Here is a 25,738-nt window from a genome sequence, read left to right on the forward strand (position 1 = left end):
ACCATAACCCGCAACCGGGCGTTCAGTGGGCGCCAAACCGACGAGGAGAGCCGATATGGCCTTGGATACTAAATCCGTCTCTCTCACCTTTCCCGATGGCAATGCACGTTCTTATGAAGCTGGCATAACGCCCGCGCAGGTGGCTGCCGATATTTCAACTTCGCTGGCGAAAAAGGCCATCTCGGCCACAGTAAACGGCCAGCACTGGGACCTTCAGTGGCCCATCTATGCAGATGCCGACATCGCCATCCACACCATGAAGGATGAAGCGCAGGCCAATGAGCTGATCCGCCACGATCTAGCCCACGTCATGGCCCGCGCGGTGCAAGAAATCTGGCCCGCGACCAAAGTCACCATTGGCCCCGTTATCGAAAACGGCTGGTACTACGACTTCGACCGCGAAGAGCCGTTTACCCCAGAGGATCTCGGCCTCATCGAGAAAAAGATGAAAGAGATCATCAACAAGCGTGATCCGGTCACCACCGAGGTCTGGGATCGTGAGCGCGCGATCGAATTTTATAAGGCAAACAACGAGCCTTATAAGGTCGAGCTGATCGAATCCATCCCGGGTGACGAACCACTGCGCATGTACTGGCACGGACACTGGCAGGATCTGTGCCGTGGTCCCCACCTTCAGCACACTGGGCAGCTTCCCGGCGATGCGTTCAAACTGATGAGCATTGCTGGAGCCTATTGGCGTGGCGACAGTGATCGCGCCATGCTGCAACGCATCTACGGTGTGGCCTTCACCGGCAAGGAAAAGCTGAAGGCGCATCTGCACATGCTGGAAGAGGCCGCTAAACGCGACCACCGCAAATTGGGGCGCGAAATGGACCTGTTCCACATGCAGGAAGAAGCTCCTGGTCAGGTCTTCTGGCATCCCAACGGTTGGAATATCTACACTCAGTTGCAGGATTACATGCGCCGACAGCAGCGCAAAGGCGGCTATGTCGAGGTCAACACACCTCAGGTCGTTGACCGTAAGCTGTGGGAAGCCTCAGGGCATTGGGACAAGTATCAGGAGCATATGTTTATCGTCGAAGTGGACGAGGAACATGCGCGCGAAAAGGCGGTTAACGCCCTGAAACCCATGAACTGCCCGTGCCATGTTCAGATCTTCAATCAGGGTCTGAAGTCTTACCGCGACCTACCTTTGCGGATGGCAGAATTCGGATCTTGTAACCGCTACGAACCTTCAGGAGCGTTGCACGGTATCATGCGTGTGCGCGGCTTTACACAGGATGATGGTCACATCTTTTGCACCGAGGATCAGATCGAGTCCGAGACCGCAGAATTCATTCGCTTCTTGTCCGAGATTTATAAAGACCTTGGGTTTGAAAACTTCTCGGTCAAGTTCTCGGATCGGCCGGAAAAACGCGCCGGATCGGATGAGGTGTGGGACAAAGCTGAAGGTGCCCTGCTCAGCGCGACCCGTGCTGCGGGTATTGAACCGGAACTCAACCCCGGTGAAGGTGCCTTTTACGGCCCGAAGCTTGAGTTTGTTCTGACGGACGCGATTGGCCGGGATTGGCAATGCGGAACGCATCAGGTGGACTTTGTTCTCCCCGAGCGTTTGGATGCGACCTATATCGGAACGGACGGCGGCAAACACCGCCCGGTTATGCTACACCGTGCAACGCTCGGTTCGTTCGAACGCTTCATCGGAATCCTGATCGAAGAACATGCAGGCAAGCTGCCTTTCTGGCTGGCCCCGCGTCAGGTCGTTGTCGCCTCGATCACTTCCGAGGCCGATGATTACGTGATGGAAGTGGTTGATGCCCTTAAGGCAGCTGGTGTCCGGGTCGAAGCGGACATCCGCAACGAGAAGATCAACTACAAAGTGCGCGAGCATTCGGTCGGAAAAGTGCCGGTCATTCTGGCAGTCGGTCACCGCGAGGTCGAGGAACGCACCGTCAGCGTCCGCCGTCTTGGTGAAAAACAAACGCAGGTTCAACCGCTTGACGTTGTAACAAATGAGCTGTCGAAAGCGGCAACTCCGCCAGACCTGCTGTAACATTAGGCGGTAATTCGCCCCGGATCCGGCCCCAAAAAAGGGGCCGGATTGAAACAATTTCCCTTTTTCTTTTCAAAAACAGTTTGTTAACCTGCAAGAGGACATGACTTGTCCTGACGGGGTTGTGAGACACGGGCTCGTGAATTCAACTGCAGTCCCGCAAGCACTACCTTTGTCATTGTCACAAGCAGACATACGCAGTCATCAAAAGGGATTACCGAGATGTCGAACACCGCTAAAACACTGGTTATCGCAAGCGCAGTCGCAGCCGCCGTTTCGGGCGCAGCAACCACAGCTACCGCACAAGCCAAAGAGAAATGCTATGGCGTATCGCTGGCCGGTCAAAACGACTGTGCCGCTGGTCCCGGCACCACCTGTGCGGGCACCTCAACCGTAGATTATCAAGGCAACGCCTGGACTCTGGTCGACGCGGGCACCTGCTCGGATATCGAACTGCCAGACAACCGCAAAGGCTCGCTCGAGCCGCTGGAACGCGATCTGCCAGCATAAGACTGAGCAATCCAAGAACCGAAGGGGCGGGCCATATCGCCCGCCTCTTTTTCGTTACCGGAGAGCGCGCTCATGTTGGACAACACGAACAGATCGAACAAACTGCCTGCCGCGCCGGGTGTTGGCTATAAACCCCAGCACTTTGCTCAGATATTGGACAATGCGCACCCGGTATCATGGCTGGAAATTCATGCTGAGAACTACATGGGTGATGGCGGGCGACCACTGGCGCAGCTGCGGCACTTGTCAGAACAGTTTCCAATCTCGGTCCATGGTGTTGGCCTTTCCATCGGTGGCGAAGGCCAGTTAGACTCAGATCATCTGGCAAGGCTAAAACATCTTGTCGGCTGGTTGGAACCAGCCAGTTTTTCCGAACATTTAGCTTGGTCGACCCATGAGAGCCACTTTTTGAACGACCTGCTGCCCCTGCCCTATACCGACATCACGCTCACCCGCATTTGTGAGCATATCGATCAGGTGCAAGACACTGTCGGGCGGCAAATGTTGCTTGAAAATCCCTCAAGCTATCTGGCGTTTGAAGAAAGCACATGGTCCGAGCCTGATTTCCTGCGTGAGATCGCAGTTCGCACAGGCTGTGGTCTGTTGCTGGATGTGAACAATGTTTTTGTGTCGGCAACCAATCTGGATTTCTCACCTCAAAGCTATATCGACGCTTATCCGCTGGACAAGGTAGGCGAGATTCACCTCGGCGGTCATGACGAAGATCAGGATGACCATGGGCACCCTCTGCTCATCGATAGCCACGGGCGCGAGGTGGTTGATCCGGTTTGGGCACTGCTAGATTACGTGCTGGATAAATCGGGACCGAAACCGTTGCTGGTTGAATGGGACACGGATGTGCCCGATTGGCCCGTTCTGCGCGCAGAAGCTGACCGCGCACAGGCGGCTCTGGACCGCGTCCCGGCATGAGCGTGTCACAAACCAAGTTCCACGCAGCGCTGCTTGACCCTTCGGCAGAAATCCCCGAGGGGCTGCTGGATGCAGATGCTCAGCCCGCCGGGCGCCGGTTCAGTGTGTATCGCAACAACGTTGCAGTGTCCCTGACTGAAGCGATGCATCAGGCCTTTCCGGTCATAACCAAGCTGCTGGGCGCGCAGAACATGGACGGTTTGGCCGGGATATTTCTGCGGAAACATCCTCCCTCATCTCCGTTGATGATGTTCTATGGTGAAGAATTCCCCAACTTTCTTGCCAGCATGGAACAGCTCTCGCATCTCGGCTACCTGCCGGATGTCGCGCGGCTGGAATTGGCCCTGCGCCGATCCTACCACGCCGGCGATAGCGAAGCCGTCCCGGCTGATGCGCTGGCAATCCCACCGGAAGACATTATGCGGGCGCGGCTGGGTTTTGTACCCTCAGTGCAGGTACTGAAATCGGACTGGCCGGTATTCTCAATCTGGCGGTTTAACACCGAAAACAGCGCTCCCAAGCCGGAATCCGGCGCTGAGGACACCTTAATCACCCGACCGGACTATGATCCGGCTCCGCATCTGCTGCCGCAAGGCGGCGCACATTGGATCGCGGGCCTGCGGGCCGGGCAAACAATTGGAGACGCATTTGAAGAAACGACGTCTCAATTCCCCGAATTTGACCTTGGGGCCACTCTGGCGTTGCTGTTGCAAGGCGGCGCAATCAACTCTGTGACTATCGAAAGGCTGGCAACATGACTGCCCTGATCTCATTGCACAACAACACCCTGGGACGGTTGGAAATGACCTCCGGCTGGCTGACACCGACCTTGGCCCGGCTGGTCTTTGCGGCGACGTTGCTGGTGTATTACTGGAACTCTGCCAAGACTAAACTGGGCAGCGGGTTCTTCGGCTTTCTGTCCCCGTCCGACGGTGCTTATGTGCAAATCTTCCCCAAGGCGATGGAGGCCGTAAGCTATGACAGCTCGCAACTGGGTTTCATGTACTGGCTCATCGCTACGGTTGGCACATGGGCCGAGTTTATTCTGCCCGCGTTGATCGTTGTTGGGTTGTTGTCGCGGATCTCGGCCATGGGTATGGCTATTTTTGTCTGGGTTCAGACAATCGTTGACGTCAATGGACACGGCACCGAGCTTGGCAGCTACTTTACCAATGCCGTCAGCTTGCTGGATGATCGGACGCTTTGGACCTTCTTGTTTTTGGTGATCGTCATCAATGGCGCAGGCCCATTGTCGCTGGATCGTGTCCTGCGCATCAAATGATCTAGAAATGCGCCTTGGGCTCGTCCGGTTTACCCGCGGCCAGCCCAAGGAGGCCCGCCACGGCCGCAAACGCCACCGGGAACATAGTGAACACGTTGAAACCAAAGGCGTAATACATCCCGGCTGCTGAGACTAGCAACAACACCCCACCGACCAACGCCCTTGCATGCGCCATCGCGCCCCCGGCAACTGCCAGCAACGGGGCGATGATCGAAGCAGCTTGAATGACCTGAGCGTTATCGACCTGTTCAGCCAGTCCTTCTATCTCTCCATACCGGTCGATTAGTTCGACATATCCATAACCGAAAAAACCTACGATCATCCCGATCAAACCGGCAATCACGCCCAGAATCATTGCTGCGTTGCGCATCTAAAACCCTCTAGCTTGCGTTCTTTGACATAAGCACCAGCTCACACCACGCCAAGCCCCGCCTTCGTTTCTGCCGTCCAGCCCAGAAAAAGCGTTCCGTTTTGCTCGATCAGAGGGCGTTTCATCAACGTTGGGTGATCGGCTAACAGCTCAAGCGCGGGTCGCAAACGCTGCTTTTCGTTTAGACCACGCCACGTTGTCGACCGGGTATTGAGCAAAGCATTGCCGAAGGTTTCAAACGCCCGCGTCAGCACCGAATTCGGAACACCATCGACCCGAACGTCGAAAAATTCGATATCCGGAAGTGATTTCAATGCCTTGCGGCAGGTATCACAGTTCTTCAGGCCATATAGGTGCATATGAGGCAGTATCCTGTATCTGGTTCAATTTTCGGCAAATTTGCCGGTCTGCTTCGGTAATTCTTGATTTTTTACTTCACCGTGCAATGTTGAAAAAGACGAAACACGCAAATCGGGCTGTATCGTGTGGGCGATACAGTGATGTTTTGCGGCGGCGTCAATCACTACCCCCACTAATTAAGTGGGACAACGTGTAAGTAGAAGGAGACACGGGAAATGCCAACTGGCACCGTGAAATGGTTTAATACCACGAAAGGCTACGGGTTTATTGCCCCTGATGAAGGTGGCAAGGACGTATTTGTTCATATCTCGGCCGTTGAACGGTCCGGTCTGACCGGACTCGCTGACAATCAGAAAGTCTCGTACGAGCTGCAAGACGGACGTGACGGCCGCCAAATGGCAGCCGATTTGAAACCGTTATGATACTGCCCCGCGTTGCGCGGGATACCAAAACAGGCCAACGGCCAATTTCCGGCCGTTGACCGATTTCCAAAGGTTTTAAAGCCTTACCCTCGCGCCGGGTCGTCCTTGGCATGAGTGAACCAGTCTTGTCCCATCGCTACAATGCATGACGTACCAGTGGCGTAGGTCACCACCATGGTCCAATCGCCCGATTTGCTGGTCCAAACCTCCATCACCTGCTCTGGCCCGCGCATGCCAGTCGCTGCCCTTTCCGAGCCGAATTGTCTTTCGAGCTTGTCGTGCATGCGCTGCGTTGGTTCACAGATCACTTCAGCAATCGGAGACTTGGCGACGGCGGGTTGGGCCAGAGCCACAAGCACGCAAGTCGTTCGGGTTAAGACGGAAAAGGTCATGAAGCAAATGTAACAGCTTCACGACGACCTGTATAGACAAGTGATGTGCGTTTTCAGCTTTCGCGAATGACCGCTTCAAATTCGCGCCATTCCCGTTTGGTCATGCCTGAGTTTTCCTGAGTGACCGTCTCGCCCGCCAGCATCCTACGCAGACTGTCGACCATCTGTGCCGACAGATTGACCGCGCCCAGTCGGTAATCCTCGAACGCCTTGTAGGCGAAGGGCACCCAGTCGGCCACAATCTTGCACATGGTATCGGCATACACGCGGATTTCGTACTGAGCGTGTGGATCAGCCCGCAAGCGCAGGAAGTGGAACAGATTGTGCAGGTCCACCTTCCAGTACCATTGCGTGTAGACGTTCGCAGGCAGGTTCATCCGTGCCAGTTCGCGTGCCAAGCCTTGTTGGCCGTCTTGGCTGATCATTGCCTCGTAATTGTCATAGCATCTTGCGCTATCTGCCTTGAGCATTTCCAGAACGCGGGCGGCCTCTTCCCCTTGCAACGCATCACCCCGACCTTGGTTGTTCACCTCGGACTGTGCGGCGACGTGATCGGGCGCTGGAATATAAAACTCACGATCCAAGATAGAATAGCGCGCCGAGTATTCGTTCACATTCGCCGTGCGGTGGCGAATCCATTGACGGGCCACGAAAACGGGCAGTTTTACATGCAGTTTGATCTCGCACATCTCAAATGGGGTTGAGTGCCAATGACGCATCAAATAACGGATCAGGCCTTCGTCATTCTGAACCGACTTGGTCCCCTTGCCATAAGACACTCTCGCAGCTTGGCAGATCGCTGCGTCATCGCCCATATAGTCAATGACGCGAACAAATCCGTGGTCCAAAACCTGATGCGCAGTGTACAGGTGTTCTTCCATTCCCGCAGCCACAACGCGGCGTGTTGGATGCGATTGCGCCCTTTGCGCTTCGATCTCGGCCAGTTGGTCAGAGGACAGCGGCATGAAATTTCCTTTCCAGCAATGAGTCGCCTACTACTATATCTCGACATCTTACTGATCGGAACCGCGATATGTGCGCGCAATCGCGCAAATTCCAAATTGTGTCCGCCCGGCCCCTCGACACGCCGGAACCGCGCGCTAAGCTGCTGACAATCACCAGAACAGAAAGGAAGCCACAATGGGTCTGAGATATCTTCACACCATGGTCCGCGTGAAGGATCTGGAGAAATCCAAAGCATTTTATGAGCTGCTGGGCCTGAAGGAAACGCGCCGCTATGACAGCGAGAACGGGCGGTTTTCACTGATCTTTATGGCACCTCCAGGCCAAGAGGACCGACCGATCGAGTTGACCCATAATTGGGATGGCGATGATGCCCTACCAAGCGACAGCCGCCACTTCGGACATTTGGCTTATGGTGTCGATAACATCTATGAAATTTGCCAGCACCTTCAGGACAACGGCGTTGTGATCAATCGCCCGCCCCGCGACGGCCGCATGGCATTCATCCGCTCACCGGACAATATCTCAGTCGAATTACTGCAAAACGGCGAAGCGCTGGAGCCGGCCGAGCCATGGGCCAGTATGGAAAGTACCGGCCACTGGTGATCCGCTGGCTGGCAGTATTGGGGCTGATCGGGATGGTCAGCCCGCTTAAGGCCGAGACATGCCGCCTGGCCCTAGCACTGGCTATCGATGTATCGACTTCGGTAGACAGCACTGAAGACGCGCTTCAGCGACAAGGGCTGGCAACTGCGCTGACAGCGCCCGAGGTGAGCGAGGCGTTCTTTTCTTCGCCGATGCCTGTGGCCGTGGCCGTCTATGAATGGAGCGGTCGCACATCACAGCGCGTTATCTTGGACTGGACGATGATCCGTACGCAGTCCGATTTACTGGCAGCGGCGTTGACCGTAAAAAAGTCGGTCCGGTCCGACAGTGGGTCTGCAACGGCCATGGGGCACGCGCTCGCCTTTGGATCGATGCTAATGCAGCGATCACCGTCTTGTCTTTTCCAAACTATCGACCTGTCCGGAGATGGGACAAATAATGACGGATACGGACCTGACTCGGCTTACCGGCATTTTCCGTTTCAAAACGTCGTGGTCAACGGATTGGTCATAAATGCTGCAGATTTTGAGGGCGAGCTGTACCTAATCCCCTTTTTCGAAAACAACGTTCTCCATGGTCCCGGCGCTTTTCTTGAGGTTGCGCAAGGATTTAAAGATTTCGAGCGCGCGATGCGGCGCAAGTTGGAACGAGAATTGACGGGTTTGCAAATTGGTGCGCTTCAGGAAACCGTTCAGTGATGATGCGGCTTCTGGCAATTGCCCTCTCAATAGTTACCGGACCCGTCGCGGCTGAGTGTCGTCAAGCGCTGGCGCTCGGGTTGGACGTGTCAGGCTCAGTGGACAGCAACGAATACCGTCTGCAATTGGAGGGCTTGGCAGCGGCATTACAACAGCCCGAAGTCACCCAATTGATCTTGGCCGAAATCTCTGCACCGATACGCTTGGCTGTTTTCGAATGGAGCGAACCCGGCCACCAACGCATGCTGTTGAACTGGATGGAGATTCAATCTGTTAGTGACATCGAAAAAATTGCAAACCTGTTGAAAAGCACTAAGCGCGGCTCTGCCCCACAAGGCACTGCAGTCGGTTCGGCCATGCTGTTCGGGGCTGAGTTGCTATCACAGCAGACTGAGTGCTGGACACGGACCCTTGATCTTTCCGGTGATGGAAAACACAATCTTGGCCCCCACCCACGAAAAGCCAAGAATGCGCTGCAAGACGTGAGTATCACCATTAACGGGCTGGTGATTGGAACTGACGACTCAAGCCATAGTGACAAACGTTATATTCAGATTGGCGAATTGTCCGCTTACTACAATGCTTGGGTTATCTTGGGTGCTGACGCATTTGTCGAGGTTGCTTTGGGCTTTGACGCCTATGAAGAGGCCATGACAAGAAAACTGATACGCGAGCTCGAAGGGCTGGTTTTGTCTGACAGTCGCCCCCAATCAATAGATGTAACGAATCTGATCGGTCCAATAGCGTTCAACCCGCCGCAATGAGGTGGTGATGTCGTCGATCCCTTCCAAACCCAACACACCACGGGTCTGCAAACCTTCTGCGTGGCGAGAAAACAATTCAGCCACTATATCGCGTATCTCTCGACCACGTGGCGTCAACCTGACCCGTACCGACCGTCGGTCGATCTCGCACCGCTGGTGATGCATATAGCCCATGTCCACCAACCTTTTCAGATTATAGCTGACATTACTGCCTTGATAATAACCACGGCTTTTCAACTCGCCCGCCGTTACTTCATGATCGCCAATATTGAACAGCAACAATGCCTGAACCGCGTTGATTTCAAGCACGCCCACACGCTCAAACTCGTCCTTAATCACGTCCAGCAATAGACGGTGCAACCGCTCAACCAGGGCAAGCGCCTCAAGATAGCTGGTCATAAACCCCTTGGTGTCCGGCGCGGAGACCTGCATTTCCATACTCATCCGATCCTCCGATTCAGTCGCGCTGCTTCAAGCAGCATGAATCGAAATTCCGAATAATCGGTTAAGCGGGCTTTATCTTTAATTTTGAAATGTTTGCGCGATATTTTCGATTAGTTTCGCAAAAACTTCGGGCGGTTGAACCTGCCCGGTGACCCACTGATATAGGTCCTGATCGTTTTCGTGCAGCAGCGCGTCGAACAGATCAAGACCGGTCGCATCCATGCTCGACAGATTGCGCTCGGCGTAGGCGGAAAGGATCAAATCCATTTCTTTTATCCCACGGCGCATCGAACGCATCTGCATGCGTTTGATCCTGACCTCGCGTGTTTCGGTCAATTTCCCTGCTCCAACATCAATCGCAGTTTTTTCTCAAGTCGCGCGGCCCGTTCAGCGCTGGCGCGCATCTCACCGCGGATGGCACGCAGTTCTGCCACCGCATCCGCCAATTCAATATTGACCTCGCCTTCGTCGACGGGGGCCTCCATACCTTCGCCCTCACCTGTCAGCAACCACATGATTGAGACATTGATCATTCCAGCCATCATCGACAAACGGTTGGCACGCGGTTCCGAGAGATCATTTTCCCAAGCTACGACGGTTGCCTTTTTGATGCCGAGCCGCCGTGCCAGTTGGGCCTGTGTCATCCCCGCCGCTTCACGCGCGCCAGCCAATCGATCCCCGAATGTCGCTGCCTCTGGCCCAAACCAGTCTTTTTCGTCATCCATCGGGGTCTCCAATTCGTCTATTCATACTGCTTGATCGTCTTTCGGGCGCACCCTATGACAGACGAGTTGAACATACAAACCGAGGTCGACCATGAGTTTCCTGTCTGCGACACTGTCACGCGTAAAACCATCGCCTACGATCGCGATGACGGCCAAGGCAGCCGAACTCAAAGCCGCCGGGCGCGACGTGATCGGCCTAAGCGCGGGCGAGCCAGATTTTGATACGCCTCAAAACATCAAAGACGCAGCGGTTGCGGCCATCGCAGCGGGCAAGACCAAATACACCGCGCCCGACGGTATACCTGAGCTGAAACAGGCGGCGTGCGCCAAGATGAAGCGCGACCATGGGTTGGACTATACTCCCGCACAGATTTCGGTCGGAACCGGTGGAAAACAGACATTGTACAACGCCCTGATGGCGACAATGAATGACGGTGATGAGGTTATCATCCCGGCGCCGTATTGGGTCAGCTATCCGGACATGGTGCTATTGGCCGGGGGTACTCCGGTCGTGGTTGAGACGACACTAGAGAACAGCTTCAAGTTGACCGCCGACCAGCTTGAGGCCGCGATTACGCCCAAAACAAAGTGGTTCATCTTCAACTCGCCGTCGAATCCGACCGGTGCCGGGTACAGCCGCGCCGAACTAAAGGCGTTGACCGATGTATTGATGCGCCATCCGCATGTTTGGATCATGTCCGATGATATGTATGAACACCTCGCCTATGATGGGTTCGAGTTTTGCACCCCGGCCGAGGTCGAACCGGACCTGTATGACCGAACATTGACCTGCAACGGCGTCTCAAAAGCCTATGCCATGACTGGCTGGCGCATTGGGTATGCCGCCGGTCCGGTTGAGCTCATCGCGGCGATGCGCAAGATACAATCTCAGTCCACGTCGAACCCCTGCTCGGTCAGCCAATGGGCGGCAGTTGAGGCTTTGAACGGGACCCAGGCGTTTTTGGCCCCGAATGCCGAAACGTTTAAGCGCCGCCGCGATCTGGTCGTTAGAATGTTGAACGAGATCGAAGGTATCTCGTGCCCAACCCCAGAAGGCGCGTTTTACGTCTATCCCTCTATTGCCGGTCTGATCGGCAAAACCACCCCAGCAGGCACGTTGATCGACTCGGATGAGGCGTTCGCCACAGCCCTATTGGAAGAGGCGGACGTGGCTGTCGTTTTCGGTGCAGCCTTTGGCCTGTCACCGAACTTCCGCGTCAGCTACGCGACTTCAGACGAAGCTCTGACTGAAGCTTGCACTCGTATCCAGCGCTTCTGCGCGTCCTTGACCTGACCCGGAGGCCCCGATGACCGCCGAGCTGCCCAAGTATTACTTCCGTATTCGCGAAAACGGCGCGGCGGTTTTTCGGATCGACACCGAGAACCGCCAGCGGCGGATCGAGATGGATCAGATCGCCGTCATCAATATCCGCAATGGCGAGGTGAAGCCGCAAGGCCAGCGCACGCTGACCGAAGCCGATCAGGCCGAAATCGCCCGTTGGATGGCAGAACGTAAAGCCTTGCTGGCCCAGCGCGATATCGACGATATACACCGTGCGGTCGACTACATGAACCTGACAACCCAATGGGCGCAATCCAAGGCGTCCGACGAACAGCTTGAGGATGTCACCGACCGATTGCTGCTGGCGATGCACGATCTGCGCACCGTGCTGGTTCGCAAAAAGGCAGATCGTCTGACCAAGGACTGACTGCCACTTATTCCGCTGGCACTCCGATCAATCTTACCGAGCGCAGCCAGAACCGCGCCATCAGCAGGACAGCAGCGCAGGCAAGGCCCAGAACAAGGCCAAGCCAGATGCCTATTCCGTCCATGCCTTGCACGAAGCCAAAATAATACGACGCCGGTATCCCGATGACCCAATAGCTGAGACCGGCTATCACCATCGGAATCTTGGCGTCTTGCAAGCCGCGCAAAAGGCCCAGCGCGATCACCTGCGCCCCATCTACCAGCTGGAATAGCGCAGCCATGGCAAGCAAACCGGTACCGATAGCGATAATCTGCGGACGCTGCGGATCGTCTGACTCCATGAATAGGGAAATCAGCGGTTCGGCGCATGTCAGGAACAGGATGACCGTCAGCAACGACATCACTAATGACATAACAGTCACGGCAATCGCGCCTTTTTCCAAATGCGGGCGGTCCTTCCGGCCCAGTGCATTCCCTGCGCGGATCGTTGCCGCATTGGACAAACCCAGATGCACCATAAACGTGGCCGAAGCCAAGTTCAGCGCAATCCCGTGCGCCGCCAGCGGCACCTGCCCCAGCCAACCCATCATAATGGCCGACATTGCAAACAGGCTGACCTCGGCCAGTGTCGTAAGTCCGATCGGCACGCCCAAACGCAATACGCTGAAAAAGAACTCCCAATCCGGGCGCCAGAAGCGTTGGAACAAGCTATGTTCGGGCAGCACGCGCACCGCGTAGATCACCACGAAGACCAGAGACACGATTTGTGTCACGACTGACGCTATGGCAGCGCCCATCACACCCAATTCGGGCGCGCCCCAATTGCCGAAGATCAGCGCATAATTCGTAACCGCATTAACCACTGCGGCGGTGACTGTGATCCAAAGTACGATTTGAGTTCGTTCAAGCGCTGCCAGATAGGACTTCAACACCATCACGATCAGGGCCGGAAACAGCCCCCACCCTGCGACACGCAAGTATTCCGACGCAGTTTCGGCAACTTGCGGGTCTTGTTTCAACCCAATCAAAATAGGTTGCGACCACCAAAGCAGCGGCATCATCAACGCGGCATAGATCAACGACAACCACAACCCCATGCGGGTCGAACGGCGGATGCTGGTCTCATCCTCTTCTGCCGCGGCGGTAGCCACCATGGGCATCACGGCCCATCCAAACCCTGCCCCAAACAGGAACAGCACGAAGTAGTAGCTACTAGCCAAAGTTACAGCGGCCAGCGCCTCAACTCCGTACCAGCCCAGCATTATTGTATCGGTCAGGCCGATAGCAAACTGTGCCAAGTGCCCACCAATCAATGGCAGACCCAGAATAGCGATGGCCTGAAAGTGGCCGCGATATGTCATCACCTTGTTCATTGCACCAGCCATATGCCCGGCCAAAGGCCGGGACAAGAGGCGATCAATGATTTTTCAAGATGAGACCGATCACCCGGTGAAATGGCACCCTCGGCTACCGCCCATCTGGGTGCAGCGAGTTACCAATTATGTGCTCGGATCGGTGGATAACATGATGCGCCTGACCAACGATCAAAGGATCAGGTTCGCCGATGATTTCGTGGTTCTTATCTGGGTAATCCAGTGTTGAAAGGAAATGGCGCATTGTGTTCAGGCGCGCGCGCTTTTTGTCATTAGACTTTACAATAGTCCAAGGCGCATCGGCAGTGTCAGTGTAGAAGAACATTGCCTCTTTGGCCTCGGTATAATCATCCCATTTATCAAGACTTGCTTTATCGATGGGCGACAGTTTCCACTGTTTCAGCGGGTCGGTTTCGCGGCTTTTGAACCGACGCTGTTGTTCGGACTGTGTGACCGAGAACCAATACTTATAAAGCTGAATGCCCGAACGCACCAACATTCGTTCCAGCTCGGGCGTCTGCCGCATGAACTCCAGATATTCGTTGGGGGAACAAAAGCCCATGACCCGTTCAACGCCAGCTCGGTTGTACCAAGAGCGATCGTAGAAAACCATTTCGCCGACCGTTGGAAGCTCTTGAATATAGCGTTGATAATACCACTGCCCCTTCTCTTCCCAAGTAGGCTTGTTCAGTGCCACAACGCGCGCTTGGCGGGGATTCAGATGCTCCATGAACCGTTTGATCGTGCCGCCTTTACCCGCCGCATCGCGTCCTTCGAATAGCAGCACAAACCGCTGACCCGTCTCTTGCGCCCAAAGCTGTACTTTCAACAACTCAGCCTGCAACTGGGCTTTTTGCGCCTCATACGTATTGCGTGCCATTTTGCGACCGTAGGGGTATTTGCCGCTTTCAAAGGCCTGCCGAATACGCTCAGAGCTGGGCTGCGACGGCTCCGGACTTGGTGTTGGGACAATTTTGACAGAGGGTTGTTTTTGATCGATTTGCGCCAAGGCTTCCATTCACAGTTTCCTTTTTCACTATCCGCATGAACGCCTAGCAGAAGACACGTTTCCGCGCTTTGACGCGGGTCAAATTGACGGCTGTCGAAACGCGAAAAATGTTTGGGACCTGAGGTCAGACCATAAAGACGGAATTCATTGATCTGAATGGCCAATCCTTTTTCCGGCAAAGCTGGGGCGACTAAGCATCGCATGTCTTCAACTTTTTTCTTTTTTAAACGCGCAATACGCGCCGCGCCATCAACGCCCGGAGATCATCGCCAAGGTCATTCTGGACTTGATCGCGGTCGCTTAGCGGTGCCCCCAATCTGCAGGATCGTCCGAGTTATTTGGCGAAAGGCCCAGAATATCGCCTTCGGTCGAACACCCCAGTCCAAGAACCGTTCGGTTCGCATAGGCGAAGTACGCGCAGACCTGATTAATCTCAAGAATCTCCCCGTCCTCCCAGCCTGAATCTCGCAGGGCTTGGATATCTGCTTGAACCATTTCAGCAGGCGCTTCGGTCAGCTTCCTTGCGTATTGCATCGCCGCGATCTGCGCCTCATCCAACGGAGCCGCGCTAAGTGTTCCGGACTCAATAGCACTGCGGATCGTATTGCCCCGATCCGTATCGTCCAACAAGCGTTGCAGCCCACAGAAATGGTGCTCAACACAATAACCACATTGATTCAGCGAACTCACCCAGACACCCAATACCTCAAGAAACCACTTTGGGATTTTGTTGGCCGAATGATGCAGGACGTTCTTGTATAGCGCCATATGGCCTTCCATCGAATGCGGACGCAGGGAATGCGCCATCATTATGTTGTCCACATTGCCGCCCGGTCCTGTGACGCGCTCGTACAGCTTTTTCAGCTTTCCAGTGGCTTCGTTGAAGGGAACAGTCTTAATCCAGCTCATTTGGGTACCGTCCTATTTCCTTATCAGCCCCAGTTTCGCGTGCTTTTTGGTTTGGGGGAAACTGGATCAATACACCATGTCAGGCTAAGTTGGCCAAACGCAAGAGGGGGAGATGCTTATGGAAATGGCGGAAAAAACTGTCGCCGACTGGTATGCCAGCCACCCGATCTCGGCACCGCATATTTTAACAAAGTTGAAAAACATTCGGGGCTCGATTGAGGATATGAAGCCGCAGGAACTCTACCCCTACGATCAGGATCATTACGACGGCCTGAACGCGAATGCCCGGCTGGCGGACATGACTCAAATGAAGTCCGGCAACCACGTTCTGGACGTCTGCGCCGGGCTGTGTGGACCTGCGCGCTGGTTCGCAACTGAACGCGGCGTCGACGTAAGCGGCATCGATATCAGCCCAAACCGTGTCGATGGCGCTAAGGAGCTGAACACGCTGGTCGGCATGCAAGATCAAATCCACCCGGTTCTAGGCAGCGCAATGGATATGCCGTTTGACGATAACAGTTTCGATGCTGCGGTTAGTCAGGAGTCTTTCTTGCACATCCCTGACAAAGCCAAGGCCCTGTCCGAGGTGTTTCGCGTTCTGCGCCCTGGCGGCCGTTTTGCCTTTACCGACTGGGTGATGCACGCACCTTTGCCCATGGACGAGATAGAGCAATACAGGCAACGCTTCGCCTGCCAATCCCTTCTCAGCATACCTGAATACCAACACCAGCTTGAGCAGTCAGGGTTCCAAGTCGTCTTGGTTGATGATGTAACTGAATCTTGGGGCGAAATTCTGGCGCGGCGGCTGAGTATGTATCAGACCTTAGATGCCGAGGCTGAACGCGCGGGCAACCCGTCTAAAGGCGATGACTTCCTTAAGATGTACGCAAAATTTGTAAGTGACGTAAAACAACATCGGGTTGGCGGTGTGCGCTTAGCGGCTGAAAAACCTAAATAACCCGACAAAACACCGTCTGGGTCTCATTCTTCGCGAATTGGAAAACAACCAAAGGCCCACAACACCTCGGGCCCCTCTTCCCCCGGACCACATCACCTGCCATAATGGGCCAAACCCAAGAATAAGAGCAGCCCATATGCCCGACGATCTGTTGACGCCCAGCGCAACCGCCACTTACGACGCCTCTTCGATTGAGGTGCTTGAAGGTCTGGAACCCGTTCGCAAACGCCCCGGCATGTATATTGGCGGGACTGATGAACGTGCGCTGCACCATATGGTCGCTGAAATCCTCGATAACTCGATGGACGAGGCTGTCGCAGGTTATGCCAACCGGATCGAGGTTGAACTGCACGCGGATTACGCCTTGACCGTGCGCGACAACGGGCGCGGCATTCCGATCGACCCGCACCCGAAATTCCCGGACAAATCTGCGTTGGAGGTGATCCTGTGTACCCTGCACGCGGGTGGTAAGTTCTCGGGCAAGGCTTACCAGACATCGGGTGGTCTGCACGGCGTGGGTGCCTCTGTCGTCAACGCACTGTCGGATTCGATGGTCGTACAGGTGGCGCGCGACAAACAACTGTTCGAACAACGGTTCTCACGCGGCATTCCTCTGGGTCCCGTGGAAAAGGTCGGTGCGGCCCCCAACCGTCGCGGCACTACCGTCACCTTCCATGCGGATGCCGAGATTTTCGGCCACCACAAATTCAAACCTGCACGGCTGTTCAAATCGATCCGCTCCAAGGCTTACCTGTTCTCGGGCGTCGAGATTCGCTGGAAATCCGCCATCGACGACGGTGAGACTCCGACCGAGGCAACCTTTCACTTCCCCGGCGGGCTTTCGGATTACCTAAAGGAAACGATGAACGGTTCCTCCACCTATGCCGAGCAGCCCTTTGCCGGCACCGTGGACTTTAACGAGAAATTCGGCACCCCCGGCAAGGTGGAATGGGCGATCAATTGGACGCCCTCGCGCGACGGTTTCATCCAGTCCTACTGTAACACCGTCCCCACCCCCGAAGGTGGCACCCATGTGGCGGGCTTCTGGGCCGCGGTCCTCAAGGGGATCAAGGCCTATGGGGAACTGATCAACAACAAAAAGGCCGGTCAGATCACCCGTGACGACCTGATCACCGGCGGCTGCGCGCTTGTATCGTGCTTCATCTCGGAACCGGAATTCGTGGGCCAGACCAAAGACCGCCTTGCGACGGTCGAGGCGCAACGGCTGGTCGAAAACTCTGTCCGCGACCATTTCGACAACTGGCTGGCGGCGGATACGAAATCTGCTGGCGCCATCCTGGACTTCCTCATTCTGCGGGCCGAGGAACGTCTGCGCCGCCGTCAGGAAAAGGAAACCGCACGTAAGTCGGCGACCAAGAAACTGCGCCTGCCCGGTAAGCTGGTGGATTGTTCCGCCACCAACCGCGACGGTACCGAGTTATTCATCGTCGAGGGTGACTCGGCGGGCGGTTCCGCCAAGATGGGCCGTGACCGCAAGACCCAAGCCCTGCTGCCCCTGCGCGGTAAGATTCTGAACGTGCTGGGTGCGGCCAGTTCGAAACTGGGCACCAATGCCGAAATCAACGACCTGACCCAAGCTTTGGGTGTCGGTCTTGGCACCAAATTCAACGTTGATGACCTGCGCTATGACAAGATCATCATCATGACCGACGCGGATGTGGACGGGGCGCATATCGCCTCGCTGCTGATGACGTTCTTCTTTACCCAGATGCGCCCGATGATTGACGCAGGCCACCTCTACCTCGCCTGCCCGCCCCTCTACCGCCTGACCCAAGGCGCCAAGCGCGTCTATTGTCTGGACGAGGCCGAGCGCGACGAGTGGCTTGAGAAAGGTCTGGGCGGCAAGGGCAAGATCGACGTCTCGCGCTTCAAAGGTCTGGGCGAAATGGACGCCAAGGACCTGAAAGAGACCACAATGGACCCCAAATCCCGGAAATTGATCCGGGTCACCATCGACGAGGACGAACCCGGCGAGACCGGCGACTTGGTCGAGCGCCTGATGGGCAAAAAACCCGAACTGCGGTTCCAATACATTCAGGAGAACGCGCGGTTTGTGGAGGAGTTGGATGTTTGAAGGTAGGAGCGTGTTGGCTTTGTGGACAGGAGGCGAACCTTCATAGCAGCCACGTTATCCCCAAGTTTGTTTTTCGCTGGTTAATCAAGACCGGTGGAACTCCATTTTTGCGAGCCGGAGCTAACCCAAATAAAAGGGTTCAGGATGGCGATAAGCACTACCTGTATTGCTCAGCATGCGAAGTAACACTTTCAACATGGGAGCAAAAAGCGAAAGAACGCCTGTTTGACGTCGCTACTGAAAATAGAGAAATAGCGAAAATCTATGGCTCTTGGCTTTCACGCTTTGCCTGCTCTCTTGCGCTTCGAACCGTACAGTCTCAGCTATATCGAGGTATCGAAAACAAGTACGATCCATATTCTCTGAGTCTCCTAGCTAAAGCAGAGAGAAGCTGGAAACAATTTCTCATCGGCTCGTCCAAGCATCCTGGAGAATTTAGTCAGTACTTTCTTCACCTTGGCTATTTTGATGGTTTTGATGACCCAACTCTGCCTTCAAACTGGAACACTTGGGTAAAACGATCCGTTGAAAGGGATACAATTTACACACCAAGTGGTAGTTTCCTTGCCTCCTACGTTAAACTAGGACCCATCATCTTCTTTGGAAAAGTACGCGATGATAAGCAGATTTTGGGGAAAAGCTTTATTCGTTGCTCAGATGGTGAGTTTCCGCGCCCAGATTCTTTGTTAAACGCCGCGACATGGAACCTGTTCAAAGATAGAGCAACATCGGCTCAAAAGATCATGAACGCTATGTCGAAAAAACAAAAACAAGTTGTTGACGCACAAATCTTGAAAGACCCAGAAAAATTCTTGAATTCAGGCTTGGCGGAGACAATGCTTCAAGACTTTGAGCAATTCGGAGGAAATTGACAATCACCGAATTGGTGCCTGCACCATCAAACTTGTTGCAGCGAAGTGAGCTAACGCCCAACAACCTGATAGTCAAGACTCGCGCCCGCCCTGAGGGGCGGGTCGAGCGCGTGTTCGATGCCTTGCATCAAGCAGTGCCTGGACAGCGCGGAATGACCCTACAAGTTTCCTACAAACACGCCCCTTGCCTAACCCGTTGATCTCGTTCACACTTACCCTCAAACCGTCATTTAAGAACGACATTTGAGGTTCCGAGCGTCCACGACCCAATTTTAAAAACGGATATCCGAACGGGAGGACGACATGAAAACACTAACCCTTGGGCTGGCTTTTGCCCTGCTGGCCAGCCAAGCCAGCGCGCAACAAACGCTTAGCCTTGCATCCCCTATTCCGGACGGGGCTGAAACCAAGTTTTGCTACTATAACGGCATGGCCTATTCCGAAGACGCATTTGTCCTGCTGGTCGGTGACAACACCGTCACAGATACAGTCCGCACGATTCAGGAACGCCTGCTGCGGTGCCATCGCGAAGGCGACGGCTCGCTCAAATGGAAACCGCAGAGCACCTTCTCGACCAATAACTGATCCGGGCGGTGGGCGACACTAGCCCACCTTCCTTTCCAACCAGTTCGCGATCTGTCCGGCGGGTTTTTCCCAGCCGGGCTCCATGAACAGGAAATGCGCGTGGTCTTTCACGGGCATAAAGGTCGCGCGATCTCCGTACAGGTCAGCCAGCGCGCGGCAGGTGTTAGGGTTCACAGCCCGATCCTCGGTGCCCGATACGACCAGAACCGGGCAGTCGACCTTGTCGATATCCACTTTCATCGCGTGGTGATCGTCAAACATCCAAAAGAACATCTCAAACATCGCCCGGCCGCTTTCAGCACCCAAGCGGTCAAACACTTCATGCTGCTGCGCCTCGGGCATCTTGTTCAGCGCAAAGGGGGCCATCAGGTCGAACTCAACCCGCATGGGCTGCTTCCAGAACGCCCCACCCTCCATCAACGCGCGCGGAATGGCGCGTTCGTCGTCGGTTTCGGGCAAGGTGCCCCATGGTGCGTTCGGGTTGATCAGAACAATGGCGCTGGCCAAACCACGCGACGCCACCTGCTGCGCCACAACACCCGCGATGGCGTGGCCGAGCAGCACGGGCTTGCCATCCAGCCCCTGCACGAAATCGGCAATGTCATCGGCATAGTCCATCACGCTAGTATCGGTCAGCCGTGGATCGGGGTCAGCTTTTGGGTCACCACCATGATAGCGCAGCGCGGGGGTATGTACCGTCCAGCCCCGATCACGAAAGAAGCCGGCGTAATCTTCCATACACCACGGACCCGCAAACGCCCCGTGGATCAAAACAATCTCTTTGGTCATGAAAACGCTCCCTATCTCTTGCCACTATGAAAGATCGGGGGCGTTTTCAGCAAGGCTGTCTTGGCTTAGACAGCCAATCCAATCAGCGCCACGCCAAAGGCCATCAGGATCGCAGCACCCAGCCGCCGCATCCAGTTGCCCTCATGCAGAAACACAAAGCCGATCAGAGCCGCAAAGATCACCGACGTTTCCCGCAAGGCCGATACCGCGCCCAACGGGGCAAAGTTCTTGGCGTATAGCACCAAACCATAAGCTGTCATCGATACCAGACCGCCAAGAATGCCGATCATCCACACCTTCGCGGGCAGCGCCGCCAACGTGTTTCGCTTTCGCACCCCAACGAATCCGGCAATGAACAGATGCAGAAAAGCACCCCACGCCCAATAGCTGAGCGTATTGCCGGACAACCGCACGCCAATCCCATCAACCACCGAATAGACCGAGATGCAAAAGCCCGTACCAACCGCAAACCCTAACGCAGCCCGCCCCACACCTGAACGGAGTGCGCTCCAACTGCTGAGCTGAATGCCCAGCGCGATCAGTGCAATCCCTGCCCAGGCTTGCAAGGGCAGCACCTCGCCTACCAAAAGCATCGCCCAGAGCGACACCAGCGCGGGAACAATACCGCGTGCAATCGGGTAAACGACGCTGAGATCGCCGTGCTGATACGCTTTGCCCAGCATGAAGTAATAGCCAAAATGCACTACGGTCGACAGCAGGATGTAAATAAAGCTCTCAGCACTGGGCAACGGCAAGACCATCACCATAACTGACGCGGGAATGACATGCCCAAGCGCTACCAATCCAAGGGTGGTCGTCCGGTCAGCGGCGGTTTTGACAATAGCGTTCCAAACCGCGTGCAGCAAAGCCGCCGTCAGAATAATGACGATGACGAACACAGTCACTGCTGACCCTCCTGCCCGATAAAGAACCGGCCCGCCGAACGGGCCGGTATCGCTGTTGACACAGCTTATCGCTGATCACAACGCGGTTTTGAACAGCGTAGTCAGGTTGTCTTCGGTGAGTTCGATCGGGTTGCCGCCACAAGATGGATCGATAATCGCACCCTGAACCAGTTCAGGAATCGCAGCCTCGGTCACACCCAGATCCGACAACTTGCGCGGGATACCTAGCGCATCATTGAATTCTTGCACGAAGGAACGGAAGCCATCAAAGCCGCCATCAATGCTTAGATAGTCGGCTACCATCTGAAAACGATCAGCAATGGCCGGCGCATTGAACTCTAACACAGCTGGCATGCAGACGGCGTTGGTGGTTCCATGATGGGTGTTGAACACAGCGCCGATTGGGTGGCTCATGGCGTGAATGGCACCCAGACCTTTTTGAAATGAGGTCGCGCCCATCGACGCCGCGCTCATCATATGCGCGCGGGCTTCGATGTCTGTTCCGTCAGCATATGCACGAGGTAGGTATTCTTTGACCAACCGCATGCCTTCCAAGGCGATGCCCTGGCTCATTGGGTGATAGTGAGGGCTCGAGAACGCCTCGACACAATGGGCAAAAGCGTCCAGACCGGTACCGGCCGTGATGAACTTGGGCATCCCCACGGTGAGTTCCGGGTCACAGATCACAACAGTCGGCAGGACCTTGGGATGGAAGATGATCTTCTTTGCATGCGTCTCAGAGTTGGTGATGACACTGGCGCGCCCCACTTCCGAGCCCGTCCCGGCAGTCGTAGGAACCGCAATGATCGGGGCGATGGCGTCAGCATCTGCGCGGGTCCACCAGTCACCGATGTCTTCAAAATCCCAAACCGGGCGCGCTTGACCGCACATGAAGGCAACCATCTTGCCCAGATCAAGCCCCGAGCCGCCGCCAAACGCGATCACCCCGTCATGGCCGCCCGCGTTATAGGCGGCAACACCGGCTTCAAGGTTTTTCTCATTCGGGTTTGGGTCCACATCGCTGAACAAGCCGCGGCCAAGACCAGCCGCCTCCATGATGTCCAGCGTCGCCGTTGTGATTGGCAGATCGGCCAGCCCCTTATCCGTGACCAGCAGGGGCTTTTTCATCCCAGCCGCCGCGCAGGCTTCGGGCAGTTCCTTGATGCGGCCAGCGCCGAACTTGATTGCGGTCGGGTAGGACCAGTTTCCAACAAGGCTCATGATGTTACCTTCTTCAGATGGTAGGATTTTGGGCGGGTCAGATTGTGGAAGCCAATGACCGAAAGGCCACCGCCGCGCCCAGTATTCTTGCAGCCGGTCCAACACAGACCGGGGTCCAGATAATCGGCCCGGTTCATGAACACGGTGCCGGTTTCGATCTGGTCCCCAACACGCGCGGCCCGGTCTACGTCACGGGTCCAAAGGCTGGCGGTCAGGCCAAATTCGCTGTCGTTCATCAATGCGATGGCTTCTTTATCCGAAGACACCTTCATGATGCCCACCACCGGGCCAAAGCTTTCGTCCCGCATCACCCGCATGTCATGGGTGACATCCGTTAGGATCTGCGGAGTTAGATACGCACCGCCGTCATCTTCGGCGAAAGTCTCGATATGGGCCACAGCACCATCGGCCAAAGCTTCGGCGATCTGGGCGCGCACTTCGTCAGCAAAGCGAACATTGGCCATCGGGCCGATCGTCGTCTCGGCATCCAGCGGATTGCCCAGCTTATAGCCCTTCACAATCTCGACCGCCTTCGCGACGAAATCGTCGTAGAGGTTTTCGTGGACATAAATCCGCTCGATCCCACAACAGCACTGACCCGAGTTGAACATGGCGCCGTCGATCAGCGTGTCGACCGCAGCGCCCAGATCAGCATCTTCCATGACATAGCCCGGGTCCTTGCCACCCAGTTCGGTACCGACACCGGTAAAGGTGCCCGCCGCCGCGCGTTCCATCGCCTGACCAACGCCAACCGAGCCGGTGAAGTTGACAAAATCAAACGCATTGCCTGCGATCAGATCGTTTGTCACGTCGTGGCTCAGGAAAACGTTCTGGAACACATCCTCGGGCACACCCGCTGCATGGAAAGCCTGCGCCATACGTTCGCCAACCAACAGGGTTTGCGTTGCATGTTTCAAGACGACTGTATTGCCAGCGATCAACGCCGGCGCCACTGTGTTAATCGCAGTCATATAGGGGTAGTTCCAGGGCGCTACGACGAACACCACCCCGTGCGGAATGCGTTTGATGTAACGCTTAAAGGTCTCGTCTTCACCAACAGCAATATCGGCCAGAGACGTCTCTGCGATTTCCGCCATATAGCTGGCACGCTCGGTAAAGCCACCAAACTCTCCGCCATAGCGCACCGGGCGACCCATCATATGCGCCAGTTCCGGCACGATCTCGTCATTCATAGCGCCGATGGCCGCAACACCTGCCATCACAAGATCAATGCGCTCCTGCAACGGGCGGGCCGCCCATGCTACTTGCGCTGCTCGCGCACGGCTTGCAACGTCAAACGCCGCGTCCCGAGACAGAACTTCTCGCTCCGCATAAACCGATCCGTCGATCGGCGAGACACATTTCAACATCTGTCCCATAGTCACTCCATTTCCGAAAGAAACAGGATCCCTGCTTCATCTGGCCAAAATTATCCCGGGGTGCGCGAGGGGTTGGCCCCTCGCTCCTGCCCTCTATGCCCGCTCGAACCCACGAGCGACTTCCCAGTCGGTCACCACACGCTCGAACTCTTCGATCTCCACCTCAGCGGCACGCGCGTAATGGTCGATCACGTCATCCCCCATGGCTGCCCGCAACATGGCCGAGCCATGCAGCGCATCCCGCGCCGCGCGCAAGTTGCCTGGGATCATGCCCGTATCGCCTTGATAAACGTCGCCCGTTGCGGCGGGCTGTAGCTCCAGCCCTTCCTCAATACCGGCAATGCCAGCAGCCAACATCCCGGCCATCGCCAGGTACGGGTTCATGTCGGAACCCGGAATGCGGCACTCGACCCGTACCGCCTTGGTGCCATCGCCGCACAGGCGATACCCTGCGGTCCGGTTATCTACCGACCAGATAATCCGCGTCGGCGCAAAGGTGCCCTTCATGAACCGCTTGTAGCTGTTGATGTAAGGCGCCATGAAATAGGTATAATCGGCCGCATACTTCAACAAACCAGCCATGTAGCTTTTCATCAGCGCTGACATTCCCAGCTCATCCGACTTGTCAAAAAACGCAGGTTTCCCGTCGGCCCAAAGCGACTGATGCACGTGCGAGGAACTGCCCACCTTGTCGTGGTGCCACTTTGGCAGAAACGTGGCCGCGTGCCCGTGTTGCCAAGCGATCTCCTTGACCGCGTTCTTCGCGATCGAGTGATACTCGGCCGTCTCCATCGCGGGCGCATACTTGATGTTTAGCTCTTCCTGCCCAGTCTCGGCCTCACCCTTCGAATTCTCAATCGGTATACCCGCATTCCAAAGATGGTTGCGGATCGGACGCATCACATGCTCTTCCTTGGTGGTCTGGAGAATATGATAGTCTTCGTTATAGCCTGAAATGGGCTCCAGATCGCGGAAGCCTTCTTTGCGGATCTGATCAAAGCTCTTTTCGAACAGAAAGAACTCCAGCTCTGTGGCTGTCATCGCCTCATAACCCATAGCCTTCAGTCGGTTGACCTGCTTCTTCAGGATCGACCGCGGCGCATGCGACACCTCTTCATGGGTGTGATGGTCCAGCACGTCGCACATCACCATCACAGTACCCTCAAGCCACGGCACGTGGCGCAGAGTGTTCAGGTCCGGCTTCATAACATAATCGCCATAACCTCGCTCCCAACTGGTCGAGGCATAACCATCAGGAGTCGCCATCTCGAGGTCCGTAGCCAGCAGGTAGTTGCAGCAATGTGTCTCTTCCCACGCGCCAGCTACGAAATGGCCAGCGTGGAACCTCTTGCCCATCAGCCTCCCCTGCATATCAACCATACAGACCAGCACGGTATCGACCTCGCCGGTACCGACCTTGGCTTTCAGGTCGTCCAAACGTGCTTCATTGCCCAT

30 protein-coding genes are annotated in these 25,738 nt (G+C 55.6%); 15 read left to right on the plus strand and 15 right to left on the minus strand.

Going from position 1 to position 25,738, the window contains the following annotated elements; all coding sequences use genetic code 11:
• The first annotated feature begins 55 nt into the window (after positions 1 to 55).
• From thrS to ACR0L3_RS08765, 5 genes are all read left to right on the plus strand, one after another.
• Positions 56 to 2,014: a threonine--tRNA ligase gene (thrS, locus tag ACR0L3_RS08745; RefSeq protein ID WP_480745317.1), complete on the plus strand. Its 1,959-nt coding sequence runs from the start codon at positions 56 to 58 to the stop codon at positions 2,012 to 2,014.
• A 222-nt stretch (positions 2,015 to 2,236) separates the two neighbouring features.
• Positions 2,237 to 2,524: a BufA1 family periplasmic bufferin-type metallophore gene (locus ACR0L3_RS08750; protein WP_480745318.1), complete on the plus strand. Its 288-nt coding sequence runs from the start codon at positions 2,237 to 2,239 to the stop codon at positions 2,522 to 2,524.
• Between the two features lie 72 nt (positions 2,525 to 2,596).
• Entirely contained in the window at positions 2,597 to 3,454 is an 858-nt protein-coding gene (gene bufB / locus ACR0L3_RS08755; protein WP_480745319.1) for an MNIO family bufferin maturase, read from the plus strand.
• On the plus strand, positions 3,451 to 4,212 hold the full coding sequence (locus ACR0L3_RS08760; RefSeq protein ID WP_480745320.1) for an HvfC/BufC family peptide modification chaperone: 762 nt from the start codon (positions 3,451 to 3,453) through the stop codon (positions 4,210 to 4,212). The genes bufB and ACR0L3_RS08760 overlap by 4 nt, the downstream gene beginning before the upstream one ends.
• Positions 4,209 to 4,736 carry a DoxX family protein gene (locus ACR0L3_RS08765; protein ID WP_480745321.1) on the plus strand — a complete coding sequence of 176 codons (528 nt, stop codon included), beginning with the start codon at positions 4,209 to 4,211 and terminating at the stop codon, positions 4,734 to 4,736. The genes ACR0L3_RS08760 and ACR0L3_RS08765 overlap by 4 nt, the downstream gene beginning before the upstream one ends.
• Position 4,737: 1 nt before the next feature.
• Here ACR0L3_RS08765 and ACR0L3_RS08770 read toward each other — a convergent pair whose 3' ends face one another.
• Both ACR0L3_RS08770 and ACR0L3_RS08775 read right to left on the minus strand, forming a co-directional pair.
• Positions 4,738 to 5,106, minus strand: coding sequence for a hypothetical protein (locus ACR0L3_RS08770; protein WP_480745322.1), 369 nt, complete (start codon positions 5,104 to 5,106; stop codon positions 4,738 to 4,740).
• Between the two features lie 41 nt (positions 5,107 to 5,147).
• Positions 5,148 to 5,465 (minus strand): ArsC/Spx/MgsR family protein, encoded by a 318-nt coding sequence (locus ACR0L3_RS08775; protein WP_480745323.1) that lies wholly within the window; start codon positions 5,463 to 5,465, stop codon positions 5,148 to 5,150.
• A gap of 216 nt (positions 5,466 to 5,681) precedes the next feature.
• Here ACR0L3_RS08775 and ACR0L3_RS08780 point away from each other — a divergent pair, with 216 nt between their 5' ends.
• Positions 5,682 to 5,888 carry a cold-shock protein gene (locus ACR0L3_RS08780; protein ID WP_008758035.1) on the plus strand — a complete coding sequence of 69 codons (207 nt, stop codon included), beginning with the start codon at positions 5,682 to 5,684 and terminating at the stop codon, positions 5,886 to 5,888.
• A gap of 83 nt (positions 5,889 to 5,971) precedes the next feature.
• Here ACR0L3_RS08780 and ACR0L3_RS08785 read toward each other — a convergent pair whose 3' ends face one another.
• The gene (locus ACR0L3_RS08785) at positions 5,972 to 6,280 is read right to left on the minus strand and encodes a hypothetical protein (RefSeq protein ID WP_480745324.1); all 309 of its coding nucleotides are present in this window, start codon (positions 6,278 to 6,280) and stop codon (positions 5,972 to 5,974) included.
• Between the two features lie 53 nt (positions 6,281 to 6,333).
• Positions 6,334 to 7,245 carry an FAD-dependent thymidylate synthase gene (thyX, locus tag ACR0L3_RS08790; protein WP_480745325.1) on the minus strand — a complete coding sequence of 304 codons (912 nt, stop codon included), beginning with the start codon at positions 7,243 to 7,245 and terminating at the stop codon, positions 6,334 to 6,336.
• A gap of 175 nt (positions 7,246 to 7,420) precedes the next feature.
• Here thyX and ACR0L3_RS08795 point away from each other — a divergent pair, with 175 nt between their 5' ends.
• Genes ACR0L3_RS08795 through ACR0L3_RS08805 form a run of 3 tightly spaced genes read left to right on the plus strand, consistent with a single transcriptional unit; the run spans position 7,421 to position 9,311 of the window.
• A complete protein-coding gene (locus ACR0L3_RS08795) occupies positions 7,421 to 7,849 on the plus strand; it encodes a VOC family protein (RefSeq protein WP_480745326.1) in 429 nt (142 codons plus the stop codon).
• A complete protein-coding gene (locus tag ACR0L3_RS08800; RefSeq protein WP_480745327.1) occupies positions 7,816 to 8,547 on the plus strand; it encodes a DUF1194 domain-containing protein in 732 nt (243 codons plus the stop codon). Before ACR0L3_RS08795 ends, ACR0L3_RS08800 begins: the two co-directional genes overlap by 34 nt.
• Positions 8,547 to 9,311: a DUF1194 domain-containing protein gene (locus ACR0L3_RS08805; protein WP_480745328.1), complete on the plus strand. Its 765-nt coding sequence runs from the start codon at positions 8,547 to 8,549 to the stop codon at positions 9,309 to 9,311. The genes ACR0L3_RS08800 and ACR0L3_RS08805 overlap by 1 nt, the downstream gene beginning before the upstream one ends.
• Here the strand turns inward: ACR0L3_RS08805 and ACR0L3_RS08810 are convergent.
• The 3 genes from ACR0L3_RS08810 to ACR0L3_RS08820 all read right to left on the minus strand — a co-directional run bounded on the left by ACR0L3_RS08810 (position 9,258) and on the right by ACR0L3_RS08820 (position 10,480).
• Positions 9,258 to 9,755: a MarR family winged helix-turn-helix transcriptional regulator gene (locus tag ACR0L3_RS08810; protein WP_480745329.1), complete on the minus strand. Its 498-nt coding sequence runs from the start codon at positions 9,753 to 9,755 to the stop codon at positions 9,258 to 9,260. The two genes, ACR0L3_RS08805 and ACR0L3_RS08810, sit on opposite strands and share 54 nt — an antisense overlap.
• Positions 9,756 to 9,833: 78 nt before the next feature.
• Positions 9,834 to 10,091 carry a succinate dehydrogenase assembly factor 2 gene (locus ACR0L3_RS08815; protein WP_480745330.1) on the minus strand — a complete coding sequence of 86 codons (258 nt, stop codon included), beginning with the start codon at positions 10,089 to 10,091 and terminating at the stop codon, positions 9,834 to 9,836.
• Positions 10,088 to 10,480, minus strand: a complete 393-nt coding sequence (locus tag ACR0L3_RS08820) for a helix-turn-helix domain-containing protein (protein ID WP_480745331.1) — start codon at positions 10,478 to 10,480, stop codon at positions 10,088 to 10,090. The genes ACR0L3_RS08815 and ACR0L3_RS08820 overlap by 4 nt, the downstream gene beginning before the upstream one ends.
• Positions 10,481 to 10,571: 91 nt before the next feature.
• Between ACR0L3_RS08820 and ACR0L3_RS08825 the strand changes: the two genes are divergently transcribed.
• Positions 10,572 to 11,774 (plus strand): pyridoxal phosphate-dependent aminotransferase, encoded by a 1,203-nt coding sequence (locus ACR0L3_RS08825; protein ID WP_480745332.1) that lies wholly within the window; start codon positions 10,572 to 10,574, stop codon positions 11,772 to 11,774.
• A gap of 13 nt (positions 11,775 to 11,787) precedes the next feature.
• Positions 11,788 to 12,189, plus strand: a complete 402-nt coding sequence (locus ACR0L3_RS08830) for a hypothetical protein (protein ID WP_480745333.1) — start codon at positions 11,788 to 11,790, stop codon at positions 12,187 to 12,189.
• A 7-nt stretch (positions 12,190 to 12,196) separates the two neighbouring features.
• On the opposite strand, the gene ACR0L3_RS08835 is transcribed toward ACR0L3_RS08830, so the two are convergent.
• From ACR0L3_RS08835 to ACR0L3_RS08845, 3 genes are all read right to left on the minus strand, one after another.
• Positions 12,197 to 13,561, minus strand: a complete 1,365-nt coding sequence (locus ACR0L3_RS08835; protein WP_480745452.1) for an MATE family efflux transporter — start codon at positions 13,559 to 13,561, stop codon at positions 12,197 to 12,199.
• 94 nt (positions 13,562 to 13,655) lie between these two features.
• On the minus strand, positions 13,656 to 14,579 hold the full coding sequence (gene ppk2 / locus ACR0L3_RS08840) for a polyphosphate kinase 2 (protein WP_480745334.1): 924 nt from the start codon (positions 14,577 to 14,579) through the stop codon (positions 13,656 to 13,658).
• A 291-nt stretch (positions 14,580 to 14,870) separates the two neighbouring features.
• Positions 14,871 to 15,479 carry a carboxymuconolactone decarboxylase family protein gene (locus ACR0L3_RS08845; RefSeq protein WP_480745335.1) on the minus strand — a complete coding sequence of 203 codons (609 nt, stop codon included), beginning with the start codon at positions 15,477 to 15,479 and terminating at the stop codon, positions 14,871 to 14,873.
• A 124-nt stretch (positions 15,480 to 15,603) separates the two neighbouring features.
• On the opposite strand from ACR0L3_RS08845, the gene ACR0L3_RS08850 reads away from it, so the two are divergent.
• The 4 genes from ACR0L3_RS08850 (at position 15,604) to ACR0L3_RS08865 (ending at position 19,989) form a co-directional block, all read left to right on the plus strand.
• Complete coding sequence (locus tag ACR0L3_RS08850; RefSeq protein ID WP_480745336.1) at positions 15,604 to 16,437, plus strand: class I SAM-dependent methyltransferase; 834 nt, start codon at positions 15,604 to 15,606, stop codon at positions 16,435 to 16,437.
• A 136-nt stretch (positions 16,438 to 16,573) separates the two neighbouring features.
• Entirely contained in the window at positions 16,574 to 18,532 is a 1,959-nt protein-coding gene (gene parE / locus ACR0L3_RS08855; protein WP_480745337.1) for a DNA topoisomerase IV subunit B, read from the plus strand.
• Positions 18,529 to 19,404, plus strand: a complete 876-nt coding sequence (locus tag ACR0L3_RS08860) for a hypothetical protein (protein ID WP_480745338.1) — start codon at positions 18,529 to 18,531, stop codon at positions 19,402 to 19,404. The genes parE and ACR0L3_RS08860 overlap by 4 nt, the downstream gene beginning before the upstream one ends.
• Before the next feature lie 303 nt (positions 19,405 to 19,707).
• Positions 19,708 to 19,989: a DUF1496 domain-containing protein gene (locus ACR0L3_RS08865; protein WP_480745339.1), complete on the plus strand. Its 282-nt coding sequence runs from the start codon at positions 19,708 to 19,710 to the stop codon at positions 19,987 to 19,989.
• 18 nt (positions 19,990 to 20,007) lie between these two features.
• On the opposite strand, the gene ACR0L3_RS08870 is transcribed toward ACR0L3_RS08865, so the two are convergent.
• From ACR0L3_RS08870 to ACR0L3_RS08890, 5 genes are all read right to left on the minus strand, one after another.
• Positions 20,008 to 20,778 (minus strand): alpha/beta hydrolase, encoded by a 771-nt coding sequence (locus tag ACR0L3_RS08870; RefSeq protein ID WP_480745340.1) that lies wholly within the window; start codon positions 20,776 to 20,778, stop codon positions 20,008 to 20,010.
• A 65-nt stretch (positions 20,779 to 20,843) separates the two neighbouring features.
• On the minus strand, positions 20,844 to 21,683 hold the full coding sequence (locus ACR0L3_RS08875; RefSeq protein ID WP_480745341.1) for an EamA family transporter: 840 nt from the start codon (positions 21,681 to 21,683) through the stop codon (positions 20,844 to 20,846).
• A gap of 75 nt (positions 21,684 to 21,758) precedes the next feature.
• Entirely contained in the window at positions 21,759 to 22,904 is a 1,146-nt protein-coding gene (locus ACR0L3_RS08880) for an iron-containing alcohol dehydrogenase (RefSeq protein WP_480745342.1), read from the minus strand.
• A complete protein-coding gene (locus ACR0L3_RS08885; protein ID WP_480745343.1) occupies positions 22,901 to 24,283 on the minus strand; it encodes an aldehyde dehydrogenase family protein in 1,383 nt (460 codons plus the stop codon). The genes ACR0L3_RS08880 and ACR0L3_RS08885 overlap by 4 nt, the downstream gene beginning before the upstream one ends.
• Positions 24,284 to 24,376: 93 nt before the next feature.
• Positions 24,377 to 25,738, minus strand: coding sequence for a glutamine synthetase family protein (locus ACR0L3_RS08890; RefSeq protein ID WP_480745344.1), 1,362 nt, complete (start codon positions 25,736 to 25,738; stop codon positions 24,377 to 24,379).

The sequence above is a fragment of the Ruegeria sp. CK1 genome (genome assembly GCF_056536545.1).